The 18,072-nt window shown below is 43.1% G+C and carries 17 protein-coding genes, 2 tRNA genes, 1 rRNA gene, 1 pseudogene and 2 riboswitches; of the genes and pseudogenes, 3 read left to right on the top strand and 18 right to left on the bottom strand.

The window, feature by feature from the left end; translation table 11 throughout:
* From HNQ34_RS17655 to groES, 7 genes and pseudogenes are all read right to left on the bottom strand, one after another.
* Positions 1-143, bottom strand: a pseudogene (locus HNQ34_RS17655) (NCS2 family permease); the annotation flags it as partial.
* Positions 144-264: 121 nt separating this feature from the next.
* A riboswitch (purine riboswitch) is annotated at positions 265-366 on the bottom strand.
* Positions 367-454: 88 nt separating this feature from the next.
* On the bottom strand, positions 455-1,999 hold the full coding sequence (guaA, locus tag HNQ34_RS16840; protein WP_183256481.1) for a glutamine-hydrolyzing GMP synthase: 1,545 nt from the start codon (positions 1,997-1,999) through the stop codon (positions 455-457).
* Between the two features lie 71 nt (positions 2,000-2,070).
* A riboswitch (purine riboswitch) is annotated at positions 2,071-2,172 on the bottom strand.
* A gap of 37 nt (positions 2,173-2,209) precedes the next feature.
* A complete protein-coding gene (locus HNQ34_RS16835; RefSeq protein WP_183256480.1) occupies positions 2,210-4,363 on the bottom strand; it encodes a transglutaminase TgpA family protein in 2,154 nt (717 codons plus the stop codon).
* 3 nt (positions 4,364-4,366) lie between these two features.
* On the bottom strand, positions 4,367-5,563 hold the full coding sequence (locus HNQ34_RS16830) for a DUF58 domain-containing protein (protein WP_221277481.1): 1,197 nt from the start codon (positions 5,561-5,563) through the stop codon (positions 4,367-4,369).
* An 11-nt stretch (positions 5,564-5,574) separates the two neighbouring features.
* Positions 5,575-6,522: an AAA family ATPase gene (locus HNQ34_RS16825; protein WP_183256479.1), complete on the bottom strand. Its 948-nt coding sequence runs from the start codon at positions 6,520-6,522 to the stop codon at positions 5,575-5,577.
* Positions 6,523-6,640: 118 nt separating this feature from the next.
* Complete coding sequence (gene groL, locus HNQ34_RS16820) at positions 6,641-8,260, bottom strand: chaperonin GroEL (RefSeq protein WP_183256478.1); 1,620 nt, start codon at positions 8,258-8,260, stop codon at positions 6,641-6,643.
* A 78-nt stretch (positions 8,261-8,338) separates the two neighbouring features.
* On the bottom strand, positions 8,339-8,623 hold the full coding sequence (groES, locus tag HNQ34_RS16815) for a co-chaperone GroES (RefSeq protein WP_183256477.1): 285 nt from the start codon (positions 8,621-8,623) through the stop codon (positions 8,339-8,341).
* Positions 8,624-9,270: 647 nt separating this feature from the next.
* On the opposite strand from groES, the gene HNQ34_RS16810 reads away from it, so the two are divergent.
* Both HNQ34_RS16810 and HNQ34_RS16805 read left to right on the top strand, forming a co-directional pair.
* Positions 9,271-9,996 carry a CPBP family intramembrane glutamic endopeptidase gene (locus HNQ34_RS16810; RefSeq protein ID WP_183256476.1) on the top strand — a complete coding sequence of 242 codons (726 nt, stop codon included), beginning with the start codon at positions 9,271-9,273 and terminating at the stop codon, positions 9,994-9,996.
* 1 nt (position 9,997) lies between these two features.
* Positions 9,998-10,198, top strand: coding sequence for a YdiK family protein (locus tag HNQ34_RS16805; RefSeq protein ID WP_183256475.1), 201 nt, complete (start codon positions 9,998-10,000; stop codon positions 10,196-10,198).
* A gap of 11 nt (positions 10,199-10,209) precedes the next feature.
* Here HNQ34_RS16805 and tatC read toward each other — a convergent pair whose 3' ends face one another.
* The 4 genes from tatC to moaC are packed head-to-tail and all read right to left on the bottom strand — an operon-like array spanning position 10,210 to position 12,319.
* On the bottom strand, positions 10,210-10,956 hold the full coding sequence (gene tatC, locus HNQ34_RS16800) for a twin-arginine translocase subunit TatC (protein ID WP_183256474.1): 747 nt from the start codon (positions 10,954-10,956) through the stop codon (positions 10,210-10,212).
* Positions 10,957-10,980: 24 nt separating this feature from the next.
* A complete protein-coding gene (gene tatA, locus HNQ34_RS16795; RefSeq protein ID WP_183256473.1) occupies positions 10,981-11,136 on the bottom strand; it encodes a twin-arginine translocase TatA/TatE family subunit in 156 nt (51 codons plus the stop codon).
* A gap of 17 nt (positions 11,137-11,153) precedes the next feature.
* A complete protein-coding gene (locus tag HNQ34_RS16790) occupies positions 11,154-11,792 on the bottom strand; it encodes a redox-sensing transcriptional repressor Rex (RefSeq protein WP_183256472.1) in 639 nt (212 codons plus the stop codon).
* A gap of 29 nt (positions 11,793-11,821) precedes the next feature.
* Positions 11,822-12,319, bottom strand: a complete 498-nt coding sequence (gene moaC, locus HNQ34_RS16785; RefSeq protein ID WP_183256471.1) for a cyclic pyranopterin monophosphate synthase MoaC — start codon at positions 12,317-12,319, stop codon at positions 11,822-11,824.
* Positions 12,320-12,438: 119 nt separating this feature from the next.
* Here moaC and HNQ34_RS16780 point away from each other — a divergent pair, with 119 nt between their 5' ends.
* Positions 12,439-14,376, top strand: a complete 1,938-nt coding sequence (locus tag HNQ34_RS16780; protein WP_183256470.1) for an ABC-F family ATP-binding cassette domain-containing protein — start codon at positions 12,439-12,441, stop codon at positions 14,374-14,376.
* 297 nt (positions 14,377-14,673) lie between these two features.
* On the opposite strand, the gene tsaD is transcribed toward HNQ34_RS16780, so the two are convergent.
* The 7 genes from tsaD to rrf all read right to left on the bottom strand — a co-directional run.
* Positions 14,674-15,687, bottom strand: coding sequence for a tRNA (adenosine(37)-N6)-threonylcarbamoyltransferase complex transferase subunit TsaD (tsaD, locus tag HNQ34_RS16775; protein WP_183256469.1), 1,014 nt, complete (start codon positions 15,685-15,687; stop codon positions 14,674-14,676).
* Complete coding sequence (gene rimI, locus HNQ34_RS16770) at positions 15,684-16,130, bottom strand: ribosomal protein S18-alanine N-acetyltransferase (protein ID WP_183256468.1); 447 nt, start codon at positions 16,128-16,130, stop codon at positions 15,684-15,686. The genes tsaD and rimI overlap by 4 nt, the downstream gene beginning before the upstream one ends.
* Positions 16,120-16,830: a tRNA (adenosine(37)-N6)-threonylcarbamoyltransferase complex dimerization subunit type 1 TsaB gene (gene tsaB / locus HNQ34_RS16765; protein ID WP_183256467.1), complete on the bottom strand. Its 711-nt coding sequence runs from the start codon at positions 16,828-16,830 to the stop codon at positions 16,120-16,122. The genes rimI and tsaB overlap by 11 nt, the downstream gene beginning before the upstream one ends.
* A complete protein-coding gene (tsaE, locus tag HNQ34_RS16760) occupies positions 16,827-17,285 on the bottom strand; it encodes a tRNA (adenosine(37)-N6)-threonylcarbamoyltransferase complex ATPase subunit type 1 TsaE (RefSeq protein WP_183256466.1) in 459 nt (152 codons plus the stop codon). The genes tsaB and tsaE overlap by 4 nt, the downstream gene beginning before the upstream one ends.
* Positions 17,286-17,582: 297 nt before the next feature.
* Positions 17,583-17,658 (bottom strand) — tRNA-Asp (locus tag HNQ34_RS16755).
* A gap of 6 nt (positions 17,659-17,664) precedes the next feature.
* Positions 17,665-17,741: transfer RNA gene (locus tag HNQ34_RS16750), tRNA-Met, on the bottom strand.
* A 237-nt stretch (positions 17,742-17,978) separates the two neighbouring features.
* Positions 17,979-18,072: ribosomal RNA gene (gene rrf / locus HNQ34_RS16745) — 5S ribosomal RNA — on the bottom strand; the annotation flags it as partial.

The following is an 18,072-nucleotide window of genomic DNA, read 5'->3' as shown; positions in this document are numbered from 1 at the left end:
GGAAAATCTTTCACCGCTCCTAATGAAAGTGTGAACGGGTTGACGAATAAAATATAAGCCATTGATAAGAACGTCGTTAACCCGGCAATCATTTCGGTCCGATAATTTGTGCCGAGTTCATCAAATTGGAAATACTTTCTCACTTCTTTGTCCCCCTTAAAAATAGTAAAACGCTTCTAGTAAGCTACCAGAAGCGTTGACTACAAGGATAATGAACAAAAGAAAGACCCTCGTCTTAAGCATGCATAAAAAGACAAAGGCGCTTTCGACTTCATTATACCCCGTAGTCAAGCTATTTGCGGTAGCTTGGTAGAAACTCTCAGGCCCTATTCCCGAGATTATACGACGTATTTTGACAATCTTCGTTTTTTCCTTTTACATTTTATCAACCGGCATCGTTATCGTCAATACAAAAAACGAACATTTTTTATAAAATGTTCGTTTTCGTTCGTGTTTATTCCCATTCAATCGTTGCCGGCGGTTTGCTTGTAATGTCGTATACGACGCGGTTGACATGCGGCACTTCGTTTACAATGCGTGTCGAAATCGCTTCTAATACGTCCCACGGAATGCGCGCCCAGTCCGCCGTCATGCCGTCAATCGATGTCACGGCGCGAATGCCGACCGTATAATCATACGTGCGCGCATCACCCATGACCCCAACGCTTCGGATGTCAGGAAGGACGGTGAAGTACTGCCAAATATCACGGTCAAGCCCCGCTTTTTTAATTTCTTCCCGTAAAATCGCATCCGATTCGCGAACGATTTCTAGTTTTTCTTCCGTTACTTCGCCGAGCACGCGAATGCCTAAGCCAGGCCCCGGAAACGGCTGGCGCCATACGATTTCATCCGGAATTCCTAACTCCGTTCCGAGTGCACGCACTTCATCTTTAAAGAGCGTGTTGAGTGGTTCGATAAGTTTAAATTTCATATCTTCCGGCAAGCCACCGACGTTATGGTGGGATTTAATCGTTTGCGCGGTCGCTGTTCCACTTTCAATAATATCAGTGTAAAGTGTGCCTTGCACTAAAAACTCAATTCCTTCTAGCTTCGCTGCTTCGTCGTCAAACACGTAAATAAATTCGTTGCCAATAATTTTCCGCTTTTGTTCCGGATCGGAAACGCCTTTTAATTTGCTTAAGAAACGGGCCTTCGCATCCACTTTAATCACATTCATATGAAATCCTTCGCGGAACGTCTTCATGACACTTTCCGCTTCCCCTTTGCGAAGCAGGCCGTGATCGACAAAAATGCACGTCAATTGATCGCCGATCGCCCGATGCACAAGCACCGCCGCAACGGAAGAATCGACGCCGCCGCTTAATGCGCAAAGTACTTTTTTATCGCCGACAAGATCGCGAATTTTGCGAATTTCATTGTCGATAAAGCTTCCCATCGTCCAGTCGCCTTTACATTGGCACACATCAAACACAAACTGCTTCAGCAAATCATTCCCATAAACAGAATGGCGCACTTCCGGATGGAACTGCACAGCGTAAAACTTTCTTGCTTCATCACTCATCGCAGCAATCGGACACGACGGGCTTGTCGCATCGATTGTAAAGCCTGCTGGCGTTTCCGTTACTAAATCGCCATGGCTCATCCAAACAACTTGCTCAGACGGTAAATTCCCGAACAACTTGGAAGCACGTTGGACTTGAATGGTCGCCTTTCCATACTCCCGATGTGTCGCTTTTTCAACTTTTCCGCCTAGATGGTGAGTCATTAACTGCATTCCGTAACAAATGCCTAAAATCGGCAAACCCAATTCAAAAATGGCCGGGTCGCACGTAAACGCATTGTCATCGTATACGCTGTTCGGCCCGCCGGAAAAAATGATTCCTTTCGCATTCATCACCTGAATGTCCTGAGCGGTAATCGTATGCGGATGGAGTTCGCTGTAGACGCCGAACTCGCGAATGCGGCGAGTAATGAGCTGATTGTACTGGCTTCCGAAATCAAGCACGACGATCATTTCTTGGTTTTGTGTCACAAACATCACCCCGAATGGAATAATAAAAGCTAGAATTCATACCTTTCCAACAAAAAACGAAGGCAGAATTCTAGCAAAATAGAATAGTCTGCCTTCGTAGTCGGGTCATTTACGGCGACCCGGTAGAGACTCTCGAACCATATTATCGAGGATATACGAAGGTTTCGGACATCGTCTTAAATTTTAGTCCATTCTACCAACTCTTGCGGATGGCGGTCAAGACACTGTCTTTTTTATTAAATTTTCCCATAATTCTTTCATTTCTTCCCATTGATTGTCTACCGTGTCGTTTTTATAAATCGCCCGTTCATATAGAAGCGTCAGCCGGCTCATCTCGTCCGTCCCAAATGCTTCGTCGACGCAGGCGGCATATTGCCTTAACGTTTGCCCTTGCTTTCGTTTTAATCCGTAATCGCGCAAATGGCGCAATAATGAAACGTAAGCTTTGATAAACACACTATTTCCGTGTCTATATTTAAACCAAAACAACGTTATATACGGCCACCATTTTCTTCTAGTTTGATATAATAGACAAACAGTAATGACGCAAAAAACGATAAACACTACTATTTTTTTCCAAGTGAGTATAGAAGCAGTGAATTTTCCTTTTTGGTTCGATGATAATGCACGTTCCTGCTGCAACACATCGTTCAGTTTGATCCGCTGTTGCACAGGTTGTGTTTGTTTTTGTGCAGGGATTGGTGTCACTTCAGATATCGTTTCAGTAGTAAATTCATACGGGTTGCTAAAGCCTTGCGTTGGCTCAAACGGAACCCAGCCGATTCCCGAAAAATACACTTCAACCCATGAATGAGCATTGTTGTTCGTAATTGTGTAAATCTTTTTGCCATCTTTCGTTTCATCGGTCAATTGACCTGACGTATATCCTTTCACCCAACGGGAAGGAATCCCGATGGAACGAAGCATAACAACCATCGACGTTGAAAAGTTATCGCAATACCCTTTTTTCGTTTCAAATAAAAACTGATCGACATAATCGTCGTTTTTCCCCGGTACTGCTACTTCTTTCGTTTCGTATACAAATCCGCTGAAACGAAAATATTGCTCGATTGCTTTCGTTTTTTCATATTGCGTCGTTTTTTCCTTTGTAATGGCTTCCGCCAGCTCCCGCACTCTTGGCGGCAACGTGTCCGGAAGCTGCGTATATTGTTGCAATAACGAGCGATCTTCCACAGCCGGTGCCGCTTTCAATTGCTCAACGGAAAATGTCGGATACTCATATGTCAGCACATATTCTTGTAAAGGCTGAATGTACGATTCGCGATCGGTCGAATAAATTTTTTCATTGGCCGACTGCATGCGAAAGATAACATTTTGCGGGGCGCTTATTGTTTTGATCCCTTCCGGATAGACTAGATAAGTACGGGCCTGTGCCATTTGTACGTGCGCTGTCGATATGGTTTTTTTGACACGGTTGTCCCACCATGAATGGGTTACATTTCCGTTGTCAAACGTTTCGATTTGCACGGTATCACGGACTTCCCATCCTTTTCCGGTGTACACATCTTTTGTTTCGACTCTCCAGTAATGGCGCTGTTCGTCAATGGCCGTAAAAACAACCGTATCATCCGCAATAAACGGTCCGCCTAACCGTGAATCGTTGCTTCCGTAGCCGATTTTTTTGACAGCAGGATTGTCCGTTTCCTGTTGGGGCTCTTTCGCATAGCTTTTCATAAACGCGACCGGGTCAGGCCATTGCGGGGCAGGCTTCGGCCCGATATAGCCCATCAGCAAAGAAATGCCGATGCCGCCCATGCATAGAAGAAGCCATTTTGGATATGTTTTCGTTTCTTGCAATCGCTCATAGTGAAGCCAGCTTATCAAGAAAAAACCCACTCCCACTAGCCGAACAATCGCCCCGTTTCCGTAAAAAGCCGTAAACGTATCTAGCACTGCTATATATGTGAGCGTCATCGCATAAAACAGCCAAATTCTCCGACGGATCAATAGCCAATATCGCACTAAATACACCATCATCCATAGCAGTAGAAAAAAGAGCAGGCTACGAAACACGTTCGTCATTTCGAGCCAGCGAAAATGTCGAATGATTGTCATGTGCGCAACGACGTCTTGCACTAATAGCGGCAGCCAGCGAAACGACAAAAACGGGACATGGAAAAATAACGCGTTTAATGCATAAAAAATATAGAACAACTTGAAGCTAGCAGCTAGCCAACGCGGCAGACGCCAAAACGAAAGCAATAAACAAAATGCAACAAACCCGATAAATACATCCACGTTTTTCGTGTCCGAGACCGTTTTTAGCGGCACTAACCATTCCCATAAAAGCCAAAACGCAACGATCGACAAAACGAATGAGTAAATTCGCTCTTTTTTCGTGTTGTTCACGGTTTACTCTCCACCTCCAAATAAGGCGTTTGCAAACTGTTTCGGTGTCGTGATGATCGTAACCACTCCTTTTTTGCGCAGTTGCTCGACCATTTCTCGTTCTTCGTTCGTCATGTCGTGTTGTTCTTGTTTTATCAAAAAGACCGTACCGCGGCGGTTTTTTGCTGCTAAATCACAGAGGACGGTAGCTGTTTCTTTCGTAAGCCGTGAAGTGACATAATTTACGGAAATCGATAGCGGACATTGTGTTATTTCTTGCTGAATGATGCGCGCAAATGGCTGAACACTATCACACGACGTTTTCGCTAAATGATAAAACAATTGCTGTACATGTGCTTCCCCGTTTCGCGCCGGAAAAACGGAACGATCGCTTCCGACCGAAATCAATCCCGTTTGCACGCCCTTTTTGATCGCTGCACGAACGAAAGAAGCGGTAAACGTGACCATCTCCTCAAATAATGGGGTTGGGGTACGGTCAAGAACGACGATTATATCATCGCTCTTCCTTTCTTCAAAATCTTTTGTCATCAGTTCATTTTTCCGCGCCGATGCTTTCCAATGAATCCAAGAAAAGCGATCTCCCTGCACGTATTCCCGAACCCCGACCGCCATCGCCATATCGCGATGAAGCAGAATGGGCGAGCCTACACCGCCTTCATCAAGCTGCTGTCCTATTTTTCGGTACTTCATTGCGACATAGCGCGGATAGATAACGATCGTATCTTCAACTGGAAATGACGCTTCTTTTGAAACAAGACCTAGCCAATCTGTCATTTTTACACGAATTGCGGAAAAAGTGTGCTCCCCACGCGGCAAATCGCATATTTCGTATGTGCATGAATATGTTTTACGCCAAAACGGCAACAGCACCGCTTGATTCCGTTGTTTTTGTTGCAGCAATGGCGGCCATTTTTCTTCCACGACCATATATATAAACGGAAAGAAAATCGGCACTTGAATTTGAACAGTAACGACAAGCGTATCGCCTGCATGATAGACATGAGAAGCGAATATTCGCTCCACCTGCGTAAGACGAAGAGGATATATGACAATAGCTAATGAATATAATCCGAACGGAAGAAAGCTATAAAATAAAAACCAGCTGACAAAACCGCCTTGAAACATCGCATAAGAAAAAAGTACACCTAATAACCCGATGACCGTCCCCACTTGACAAACAAATTGTATTTGTTTTTTCATCTTCGCTCTCACTACCTTTGAACCGGTACCGGCGTCCATGAAATGATTTGGGCGACAACCTCTTCAGCGGAAAGCCCGTCAAATTTCGCATCCGTCTTTAATATCATCCGATGTGAAAGTACATATGGTGCTAAAAATTGCACATCGTCCGGAATGACAAAATCACGGCTATACATGAACGCATATGCTTGCGCCGCTTTCATTAACGCAACCGAACCGCGTGGACTTACTCCTAAATAAATCGAAGCGTGTGAACGAGTACGTTGCACAATTTCGACAATGTATCGTTTAATCGGTTCACCGACATATACTTCTTTTACGTTTTTCTGCAATAAAAGCAATTCTTCCACTGCAATGACCGGCTGCAGGTCGTCAATTGGCGCTTTCCTTTCGACACGATTTAATATATCGATTTCTTCTAACAGCGACGGATAGCCCATTTTCATTTTAAGCAAAAACCGGTCTAACTGCGCTTCCGGCAACGGATACGTCCCTTCATATTCAATCGGGTTTTGCGTCGCCATAACAAAAAACGGGCGCGGCAATGGCCTCGTGATGCCATCAACCGTAATATTCCCTTCTTCCATCGCCTCCAACAAAGCGGACTGTGTTTTCGGCGATGTGCGGTTAATTTCATCCGCTAAAATAATATGCCCCATAATCGGACCGGCTTTATATTCAAACTGTCCTTCTTTCGGATTATAAATCGACACGCCCGTTACATCGCTCGGAAGCAAATCGGGAGTAAACTGAATACGTCTGAACTGGGCGCTTACCGACTTCGCCAACGCCTTAACGAGCATCGTTTTCCCAACGCCCGGAACATCTTCCAATAACACATGCCCTCCTGCCAACAATGCGACAATGCTTAACGTCGTAACCTCTCGTTTTCCAATGATCACTTTTTCAATATTTTGTACAATATTCGCTACTTGCGGCTGTAACATTTCCTTTTCCATCTTCAAACTCCTCTTTACATTGTTCCATTATTTTCATATTCTACATTAAACGGCAAAAATCCTTTTTAAAATAAAAAGAACCTAGACTCCAAACGGAATCTAGGTTCTTCGTCATTCATTACATCATGCCGCCCATGTCAGGCATGCCTGGTGCGCCACCTTTGTTTTCTTCTGGTTTGTCAGCAACTACTGCTTCCGTTGTTAAGAACATCGCCGCAACAGATGCTGCGTTTTGAAGCGCAGAACGAGTTACTTTTGTCGGGTCAACGATGCCTACTTCGATCATGTCTACCCATTCGCCAGTTGCAGCATTGAAGCCGATACCAGGTTTTTCGTTTTTCAAGCGCTCCACGATCACAGAGCCTTCTAAACCAGCATTTTGCGCAATTTGACGAACTGGCTCTTCAATTGCGCGAAGAACGATTTTCACACCTGTTGCTTCATCGCCTTCTGCTTCGATGGCAGCCACTTTGTTATAGACGTTCATTAACGCTGTACCACCGCCAGCTACGATACCTTCTTCCACAGCTGCGCGTGTAGAGTTCAACGCGTCTTCAATGCGCAATTTACGCTCTTTTAATTCTGTTTCAGTAGCTGCACCAACTTTAATGACCGCAACACCGCCAGCTAATTTTGCTAAGCGCTCTTGTAATTTTTCACGGTCAAATTCAGAAGTTGTTTCTTCTAATTGAGCACGAATTTGGTTGATGCGGGCTTTAATGTTTTCAGATGCGCCTGCACCTTCGACGATTGTTGTATGTTCTTTTGTTACAACAACTTTTGCCGCGCGACCGAGCGACGCGATTGTTGCCGATTTCAATTCGCGACCTAGCTCTTCTGTAATCACTTCACCGCCCGTTAAAATCGCGATGTCCTCTAACATAGCTTTGCGGCGGTCACCGAAGCCAGGCGCTTTAACCGCTACCGCTGTGAATGTGCCGCGAAGTTTGTTGACAACTAATGTTGCAAGCGCTTCGCCTTCTACATCCTCAGCGATGATTAATAATGGTCTGCCGTGTTGAACTACTTGCTCTAATACAGGCAAGATGTCTTGGATGCTTGAAATTTTCTTATCAGTAATTAAAATGTACGGATTTTCAAGCACTGCTTCCATTTTTTCAGTGTCAGTGATCATGTATGGAGAAGCGTAACCACGGTCAAATTGCATACCTTCTACAACATCTAACTCTGTTGTGAAGCCTTTAGACTCTTCTAATGTGATAACGCCATCGTTACCTACGCGTTCCATTGCTTCTGCGATTAATCGACCAACTTCTTCGTCAGCCGCAGAAATCGCTGCTACTTGTGCAATCGACTCTTTGCCTTGGATTGGTTTAGAGATTGCTTTCAATTCTTCCACCGCAACAGTGACCGCTTTTTCGATACCTTTGCGGATGCCCATTGGGTTCGCACCAGCTGTTACGTTTTTCAAGCCTTCACGGATCATCGCTTGAGCTAATACAGTTGCCGTTGTTGTACCGTCACCAGCAACGTCATTTGTTTTGCTTGCTACTTCCGCAACAAGCTTTGCTCCCATGTTTTCAAACGGATCTTCTAATTCGATTTCTTTTGCGATCGTTACCCCGTCATTTGTAATTAACGGAGAACCGAATTTTTTCTCTAATACAACGTTGCGGCCTTTAGGACCTAACGTAACTTTTACTGCATCAGCTAATTTATCCACACCGCGTAGCATCGCACGACGAGCTTCTTCGCTGAATTTAATTTCTTTTGCCATGAACCATTACCTCCTCCAACAACGTAATGTGTAAGTATTTTTTTGTGTATCTATGTTATAAGAAGCCGTATTGAACGATTAACCAATCACAGCTAAAATATCGCTTTCACGTAAGATTAAGTATTCTTTGCCTTCGTATTTTACTTCTGTACCTGCATATTTTGAGAAGATAATGCGATCGCCTACCGCTACTTCTGGAGCTATGCGCTCACCGCTGTCAAGCACACGACCTGTACCGACTGCTACTACTTTTCCTTCTTGCGGCTTTTCTTTCGCTGTGTCTGGCAACACGATACCGCTTGCAGTTTTTTCTTCTGTCTGAATTAGCTCAATGACAATGCGATCACCTAATGGCTTTAACACGGAAAACAACCTCCTCAACAATATTTTTTACCGTACTTATTAGCACTCATTTAAGTTGAGTGCTAACACACTTATAATATTAATGAACTTCTCGTTTTTTTGCAAGTGGGAAATGCAAAAAAATTGTATGATTTTATATATCCCTTTTAAGTATGCCACATTCCTGCAAATCTAAATCATTTTTTATCATTTCATCTATAACCAATTCCAATTAATCCATCGATTTTCTGCCAACAAAAAGCCCCGTTCATTCTCCGTTTCAACTGGCTATACCAGCTTATCGCTATGCTGTTCCTCATCACATTAAAATCATATATTAGGCATGTTGATTAACCAATAAAAACCAGTTGACATCGCTCTATTCCTAGCTTTTCTGCCGTTGTCGGCAGACGTACCGTTTGCCGACTGGGCATGCGTACAGCATGCCCTCCTCGAACAATGAACGCTTTGCGGGCAAATGACATTTGCCCGCCGGCGTTCTTGTTCGAGGGATGTGACAGAAAAGCTTGTGTTCAGCCATATGATTCTATGTTTTTTAGTAAAATAATGGATAATCAACACTCGTGATCATATATAATCAACACTCATGAGAAAATATGCTACAATACGAGAAGCGCCACTACTTTTTATGCAAAGGGGAATCTTCATTGAAACGGCAATACTGGTATATCATTGTAGCTTATGTGATCATGCAGTTATCAAGTATAGCAGGGGTGCCGCTGCTGCTTTCTGTCGGTGTCGGATCCGGCTCTGCTGATGCTGCTGAAATTGCTTCCGGATACTGGGCAGTCATTAGTTTTTCGATCACGTTCTTCCTTGTTCTCTTTTTGCTGCGAGATGAGATGAAGCAGCGCCACGATCGCTATGTCGTTCCATTGACGGTCGCATGGATGTGGGCGGTTGGCGGATTCTTTTTAGCTTTATTTGCTCAAAGCATCGCCGCCAATATTGAATGGCGGGTATTCGGCATTGAAATGGGTTCTGAAAATACAAAAAGAATCGTGGAAATCATTCGCCTGACACCTTCTCTCGTGATCGTCACATCGATTATAGGACCGATTTTAGAAGAACTGATTTTTCGCAAAATTATTTTTGGCACCCTTTACAAAAAATATAATTTCTTCATCGCTGCGACAGCCAGCTCCTTATTGTTTGCAACGGTTCATATGGAGCTAGAGCATCTTCTCCTGTACTCGGCAATGGGGTTTACATTTGCTTTCCTTTACGCAAAAACAAAACGAATTTTCGTGCCGATTTTTGCTCATGTGGCGATGAATACATTCGTTGTCGTCATGCAAACCGTTTTTGCTGACTACATCGAAAAAATGACGAGAGCAGCAGAAAAGATGCATTTTATATTTGGGGGCTTTTAATATGAGAACTTCACCGTTACACACCGCATTGTTCTATTTTCTAATGGGAACGTTATTTACCTATTTAGCGATTGAAAGCTCACATGAAAGCATTTGGAACTTTTCTACCGTTGCGTTAATGGTGATGGCCACTTTAGATTTTGGAGTGTCGTTACGTTTAGTTGCATTGTACGTAAAAATTAAAAATAATGATCATAAATAAGGGCTGACCCGTTATTTTTGGGCAGCCCCTTGTTGTTCAGCCAAAAGTACTTTCCGATAGGCGATTTTTGAAATCCAAATGCTGATTTCATATAAAATCGAAAGCGGAATCATCACGATTAATTGCGACATAACATCAGGAGGCGTAATCACCGCCGCTACGATTAACAGAAGCAAATACGCATAGCGTCTCCCTTTCGATAACAACATCGGTGTAATCAGCCCAAGACGTGTTAAAAACATCACAATCACCGGCAATTGAAATAACACACCAAACGGTAACACAAGCTGCAATAAAAACTCAAAATATTCGTTAATACCGATCACTTGGTTGATCCCTAAATCGGAAGCCAAATTTTGCATAAAGCGGACAACAAACGGAAATAAAACGAAATACGCAAAACCGACGCCACAGAAAAATAAAAAGAGCGATAACGGAATATAACTAAGCGTCACCTTTCTCTCTCTTTCATACAAACCAGGGCTGACAAATGCCCAAATTTGATAAAGCAAAACAGGCGCTGTTAAAATGAGAGCAATCACAAACGCAAATTGCATGTAAATTTTAATCGGATCCGTCAACCGAAATGCGTTCATTGTTAATTCTTTTGCTTCATCCGCTTTTTGCAAATATAAGATGACCGGTTCTACAAAAAAGAAACTTGCGATCATCGCCACACCAAAAAAAACAAGCACAATAATAAGCCGTTTTCGCAATTCCCCTAGATGTTCATATACGGACATTTCTTTATCGTTCATATCGAACCATCCTACCCATGATCTTTACGCTTTTTTGTTGCTTTCTTCATCCTCATCCGTTAACCCTTTTGTCGCATTTTTAAACTCTTTCAACGACTGGCCAAGCGATTTGCCAAGTTCAGGAAGTTTTTTCGTCCCAAATAGCAATATAATGACAAGCAAAATAAGCAAATATTTCATAGATCTTCCACTCCCTTTTATTCAGATGGGTAGTTTTTCAAAAAATACACGAGTGACTGTAATTCGATCGCTAAGTCAATATGATGGACACGAATGCTTTCTGGTACATTTAAGCGCGCGGGAGTGAAGTTTAAAATCCCTTTGATCCCTTTTTGAACAAGACGATCGGTAATAGGCTGTGCAACATGAGCGGGCACCGTTAAAATAGCAACCGTAATCCGTTCATGAAGACGCTCTTCCAGTTCATTTAAGTGATAAACAGGCACTCCGCCCACTTCCGTACCGACTTTTGCTTCATCCACATCAAATGCCATCACGATTTTCGTATTATTATTTTTCGTGAAATTATAATTTAAAAACGCCGTTCCTAAATTCCCGACTCCGACTAGCACGACTTCCGTGATTTCATCTTGATCAAGCGTTTTTCGGAAAAAAGATAATAAATAGCTGACATTATAGCCGTATCCTTTTTTTCCGAGCGCGCCGAAATAAGAGAAATCACGGCGAATCGTGGCTGAATCTACTTTGACTGCTTCGCTCAGTTCAGCTGATGATACTCGCAACTTTCCAGATGCATGCAAATTTTTCAAGAATCGATAATACAATGGTAGTCGTTTCGCCGTTGCCTGTGGAATTTTCGTCTGTTCATTGTTCATGAATAATCCCCCACATTCGCTTAAACCATCTACTTTTCTTCTTTTGCTTCACGCCGATAATGGCCGGATTTCCCACCTATTTTTTCTACCAAATAAGTCGGGCCAATCACGATTCCCTTATCTAACGCTTTGCACATATCGTACACGGTCAGAGCACAGACGGACGCAGCCGTTAGCGCTTCCATTTCCACTCCTGTACTTCCTTTTGTTTTAACAGTTGCCGTAATCATCAACTGATAATGCGATTCTTTGATCTCCCAGTCAAACTGAATATCCACTCCCTTTAACATTAGCGGATGGCACATCGGAATGAGATCTGCTGTTTTTTTAGCCGCCATAATCCCTGCTACTTGAGCGACTGCAAGAACATCCCCCTTTTGCACTGTACGGTTCTTAATTTTCTCATAAATCTCTTTGTTCACAATGACGCTCGTCCTTGCTGTTGCAATCCGAACCGTATCAGCCTTTTCTGTAATATCGACCATTTTTGCATGACCTTGTTCGTTAAAATGTGTGAATGATGCCAAATGAAATCTCCTCCACTTATAAACTATACACTATTTTTTCTCATCTGTCTTTTCCTACTCGTTTGATTGCCTAATGAAAACCATTTGCGATACACTAGTAAAACGAGAGGTGAAAAACAATGATTGTTTTACAAGTACGTCAACTTTCCAAATATTTTGGTGCTGACCTTATTTTATCGAATATAAAACTAGAAATACAGTCAAAAGACCGAATTGCTCTTGTCGGAAGAAATGGAGCGGGAAAATCGACGCTGCTCAAAATCATTGCCGGTGAAATGTCGTATGACAGCGGAGAAATCATGAAACCGAAAGACGTCACCATCGGCTATTTGGCTCAAGATAGCGGGCTTGATTCGACGCTGTCCATATGGGATGAAATGATGACCGTATTTGCACCACTACAAACAATGGAACAACAATTGCGCGCAATGGAATGGCAAATGGGCGATCCGGACACCATTGCTGACGATAAACGATATGAAAAATTATTAAAAGATTATGATACTCTTCAAGAAAAATTTAAAGAGCAAGGTGGATATCAATACGAAGCTGAGATTCGTTCCATTTTACACGGACTGCATTTTTCTGAATATGATTACAAAAACACTTTCGTTCAATCTTTGAGCGGCGGACAGAAAACGCGCTTAGCGCTCGGGAAAATGTTGCTAATGAAACCGGACTTGCTCATCTTGGACGAACCAACAAACCATTTAGATATGGAAACATTAACATGGCTCGAACAATATTTACAAACATATCCAGGCGCGATTTTCATCGTTTCCCACGATCGTTACTTCCTAGATAAAGTCGTAACACAAGTATACGAATTATCGAGAACAACTATCAAAAAATATATCGGAAATTACAGCAAATATTTGCAACAAAAGGCAGAAGACTTGGAACGCGAATGGAAGCTGTATGAAAAGCAACAAGAAGAAGTGGCGAAATTAACAGCATTTATTCAGCGCAACATCGCCCGCGCCTCTACAACGAAGCGCGCACAAAGCCGACGAAAACAGCTGGAAAAAATCGAGCGGATTGAAAAACCGAGCGCCGATGAGAAAGCTGCTTCCTTTTCCTTTGACATTGAGCGGCAAAGCGGAAATGATGTATTAACGGCAGAAAACGTTGCAGTTGGCTACACTCCTGAAGAACCGATCGTTCGCAATATTAACTTTCGTATTACAAGAGGCGATAGCATCGCGTTAGTAGGACCAAACGGAATCGGCAAATCGACGCTATTAAAAGCGATCACCAGCAAGCTCACGCCCCAAAACGGGCATTTCCGCTACGGATCCAATGTCCAAATCGGATATTACGACCAAAACCAAGCTCATTTATCGTCCAATAAGCGCGTCCTCGATGAGCTGTGGGATGAGTACCCACTAAAAACAGAAAAAGAAATCCGGACGGTGTTAGGAAACTTTTTATTTTCTGGTGATGATGTGTTAAAACCTGTATCTGCGTTAAGCGGTGGAGAAAAAGTGAGATTGGCGTTGGCGAAATTAATGATGCAAAAAGCCAATTTTCTTATTTTGGACGAACCGACCAACCATTTAGATCTAGACAGTAAAGAAGTGCTTGAAAATGCACTCATCGATTATCCGGGAACGATCCTTTTCGTTTCCCATGATCGCTATTTTATTAACCGCATTGCAACGAAAGTATATGAATTGACAAAAGACGGGATCACGGAATATTTAGGCGATTACGACTATTACATCGCGAAAAAAACAGAAATGATGGAACTCGAACGCCTCATGCTCGAGGAAAAACAAAACCATTATAGCAAAGAAAGCACCACTGGAAAGCAACAATACGAACAAGAAAAAGAAGCGAAAAGGCTCGAACGGCAACGAAAGCGGCGGATTGAAGAAATTGAAAATGAGATCAGCCAACTTGAAGAAAAAATTGCAGATATCGAACAACAGCTGTGCGAACCTGATATATACGAAAATTTCCAAAAGGTACAGCAACTCACAAAAGAAAATGAAAAGATGAAAGAAAAACTAGAAGCGCTCATAGAAGAATGGGAAACTCTTCATACATCACTATAATAATAGCAGCAACCATCCATCGATTTTGTATGGCGATGGATGGTTTATTTTCGATTAAATATCCACAGATTTTCACCCATAAATCTCCTTAAAAATCAAATTATTCACGATTTTTTCCACATTATCCACAAAAGACGGTAAATATATTCACAATTTATTGTGGTTAACAACATGTCGATATTCATGATTAAATCATTACTTTCCACATTATTCACAAGTTGTGGATAATAATATTCACAATAAAAAATTTTTTTAAAAAAAGAACAATCCCCTTGACAACAAGAGGATTGTTCTTTTTTATTCTAACTCTAGGCTCGGATCTGCGTTTAAGGTCATATCAGCTCGTTTCCCTTTTTCAAATAACACCGTCCCAGCCGCTGCAATCATGGCCGCATTATCTGTACATAAAGAAAGAGGAGGAATGACAAGCTCAATTCCTTCAAGCTCTGCCATCTTCCGCTCTAGCTCAGCCCTTAAGCCTCGATTAGCCGCAACCCCGCCTGCTAACAAAACTTGGCACACTCTATATTTTTGCACTGCTTTTACCGTTTTTGTCACTAACACGTCGATCACACTAGCCTGAAAGCTTGCTGCCATATCTTTTGCTTCGATCGTTTCCCCGCGCTGTTCAGCGTTATGCAACGCATTAATCACTGCCGATTTTAGTCCGCTGAAACTAAAATCGTACGAGTCTTCTTCCAGCCAAGCACGCGGCAAATCAACCGTCACCTTTCCTTCATGCGCCAGCCGATCGATGTGCGGCCCTCCTGGATATGGGAGCCGCAACGCCCGTGCCACTTTATCATACGCTTCTCCTGCCGCGTCATCCCGCGTTTCACCGATGACCTCAAACACTCCATGTTCTTTCATGTAAACGAGCTCCGTATGTCCTCCGGAAACAACAAGGGACAGCAACGGAAATTTCATTTCGGTCACAAGGCGGTTCGCGTAAATATGGCCAGCAATATGATGAACACCAACCAATGGAAGTTGATGCGCGAACGCTAACGCTTTTGCCGCATTAACACCGATAAGAAGCGAGCCAACAAGCCCTGGCCCTTGCGTAACGGCAATCGCATCTAATTCGGAAAAAGAAAGATTCGCTTGGTTCATCGCTTCCTCAATAACGAGCGTAATTTGTTCCACATGATGGCGCGAAGCCACTTCCGGAACAACTCCGCCAAATCTCTTATGACTTTCGATTTGAGAAGCGACAATATTCGACATAACTTCCCTTCCATTTTTCACAACAGCCGCTGCTGTTTCATCGCAACTTGTTTCAATACCAAGTACATACACATCTTTCTTCATGTTAAATTCACCCACATTACAAGAGCATCTTCTTGATTATCCGGATAATATCCCTTTCGAATGCCTCCATTTAAAAATCCTAATTTACGGTACAATGACTGTGCGACGTAGTTCGAAACACGAACTTCTAACGTCATCGTCACCGCCCCTAGTTGCTTAGCGGTGTCCATCATCGTCCGCATCAGCGCTTCTCCTAGCTTTTTGCCACGATATTCCGGCAATACTGCTACATTCGTAATATGCGCTTCATCGATGACAACCCACATGCCGCAATAACCAATAATTCGCCCATCGTGTTCCATCACAACATATTGGGCATACCGATTATGAACGAGTTCATTATAAAATGCTTCCCGGCTCCAAGGAAGCGTAAACGAAGCTTTTTCGATCGCTAATACGCCATCAATATCACCGAGTGTCATCGGACGAAACTTAATTTCCATAGCTGCTTTGCTCCTTCTGCTTCGCAAGCCAATTTGCTTCTGCCTCAGCAAGCCGGACGTAATTCGGAACAAACGAATAAACATCCTCTGGTTCCTTTTGCATTCCAAGAAACGCTAACTCGCTTGGACGCGGCAATTGCAACGGAGCAGGCGAAAAGAAGGCAAACGATCCAAGTTCACTAGCCAGTATATCTTTATGTAAAGCGATGTCTCCCCCTAAAAATAGAACGCGTTCATTTTTTTCTTTCAAGTATTGCGCCCATTCTCTTGATAACACAATTCGATCGCTTTCAACACATTCGAGTTGGCCATCGCAATACCGATACAATCCAGTATAAATTTGTCCTCTTCTCGCATCGAATAATGGAGAAAGGAATCCGTTAAAATAACGCCCATTTGCCGCCAACGTTTCAAGGCTAGACACACCAACAATAGGGATATTTAACGTCCATGCAAGCGTCTTAGCAATCGTAACGCCGATCCGCACTCCTGTATAAGAGCCCGGTCCCTTTGCCACCACAATTAAATCAAGTTCCTCAGGCATAATACAACAATCCGCCATTAGCGATTGAATGGCGGGCATCGCACGAGTCGAGTGGTCTTTCTTTATATTTGTGATCATTTCTCCTTTGACGTTCCCATCTTCCACTAACGCAATTCCCAGCACAGCATTCGATGTATCAATGGCTAATACTTTCATCTTTCAATAATCTCCTCGCATAACTGTTCATAGCGTTTTCCAATCGGCTCCAGAATCATTTTTCTTTCTGATTCTCCTTGATGATAAAGATAAATCCATAATAATTCATCAGGAAGTTGCGGCTTAATCAAATGAGCCCACTCAATGACGGTCACCCCATCGCCATCAAAATATTCATCAAACCCTAAATCTTCAAACGTATTCTCTAAACGATATACATCCATATGATAAAGCGGAAGTCGTCCTTTATACTCTTTCACAATCGTAAACGTCGGACTGCTAATTGTCCGCTTAATCCCTAACCCTTTGGCAAGTCCTTTCGTAAACGTTGTTTTTCCTGCACCTAAATCACCTTCTAAGGCAATAACATCGTTTTCTTTTAGCTTTTCTCCTAATTGAGAGGCAAACTCCAGCGTTTCCTCAACGGAGCACACAATACGTTCATAACGTTTCATGATTAGTCACCTAGCTCATTAAGATGAAGAATTTATCGATCAACAGCAAATAAAAACCTGTTCACTTGTGTTGTTCAACATGCTATCTCAGCAAATGTGAACCATTGGTAATGATGGATAGCCTGCGTTTGACATTGTACCATATTATAGCTAGTAGTTGCTACTTTTCGGATAAGACCATATATAAAAAAGTCCTTAGGAAATCTTTTCCTAAGGATGATGCTCTCTTTTATATAAAGGGGGAACGGGGTAGAAAAAGACACAAAAAAAGACGAAACTGCATCGTTTCGTTTGTAATGGCGGTTCCGACGGGACTCGAACCCGCGATCTCCTGCGTGACAGGCAGGCATGTTAACCACTACACTACGGAACCTTTATTTGGTTGCGGGGGCAGGATTTGAACCTGCGACCTTCGGGTTATGAGCCCGACGAGCTACCGGGCTGCTCCACCCCGCGATGATAAAAAAATAAATGGATATTTACTATGCTCTACGTTCCTTTGGCCGTCCCGCTCTCAGAAAGCTTAACCAAGTAGCAGCTCGAGTGGTGCGCTGTAGCACTTTCGAAGGTGCTTATTCGTCCTGTCCCTTCCTCTACTAGCATATTCAAGGAAGTTAAATGCGTCGGGACAACTCGTAGCAAATTCATTGATGTATCGCTCGTTGCTCCAGCGATGGTAAAAACACAAATATAGCCTAGCAACGTCCTACTCTTGCAGGGGCGCTGGCCCCAACTACCATCGGCGCTGGAGAGCTTAACTTCCGTGTTCGGGATGGGAACGGGTGTG

This window comes from Anoxybacteroides tepidamans, assembly GCF_014201465.1.
GTDB classification, from domain to species: Bacteria; Bacillota; Bacilli; order Bacillales; family Anoxybacillaceae; genus Anoxybacteroides; species Anoxybacteroides tepidamans.
The sequence above is the reverse complement of the archived record's forward strand: the minus strand, read 5'-3'. Positions and strand labels throughout refer to the sequence as shown.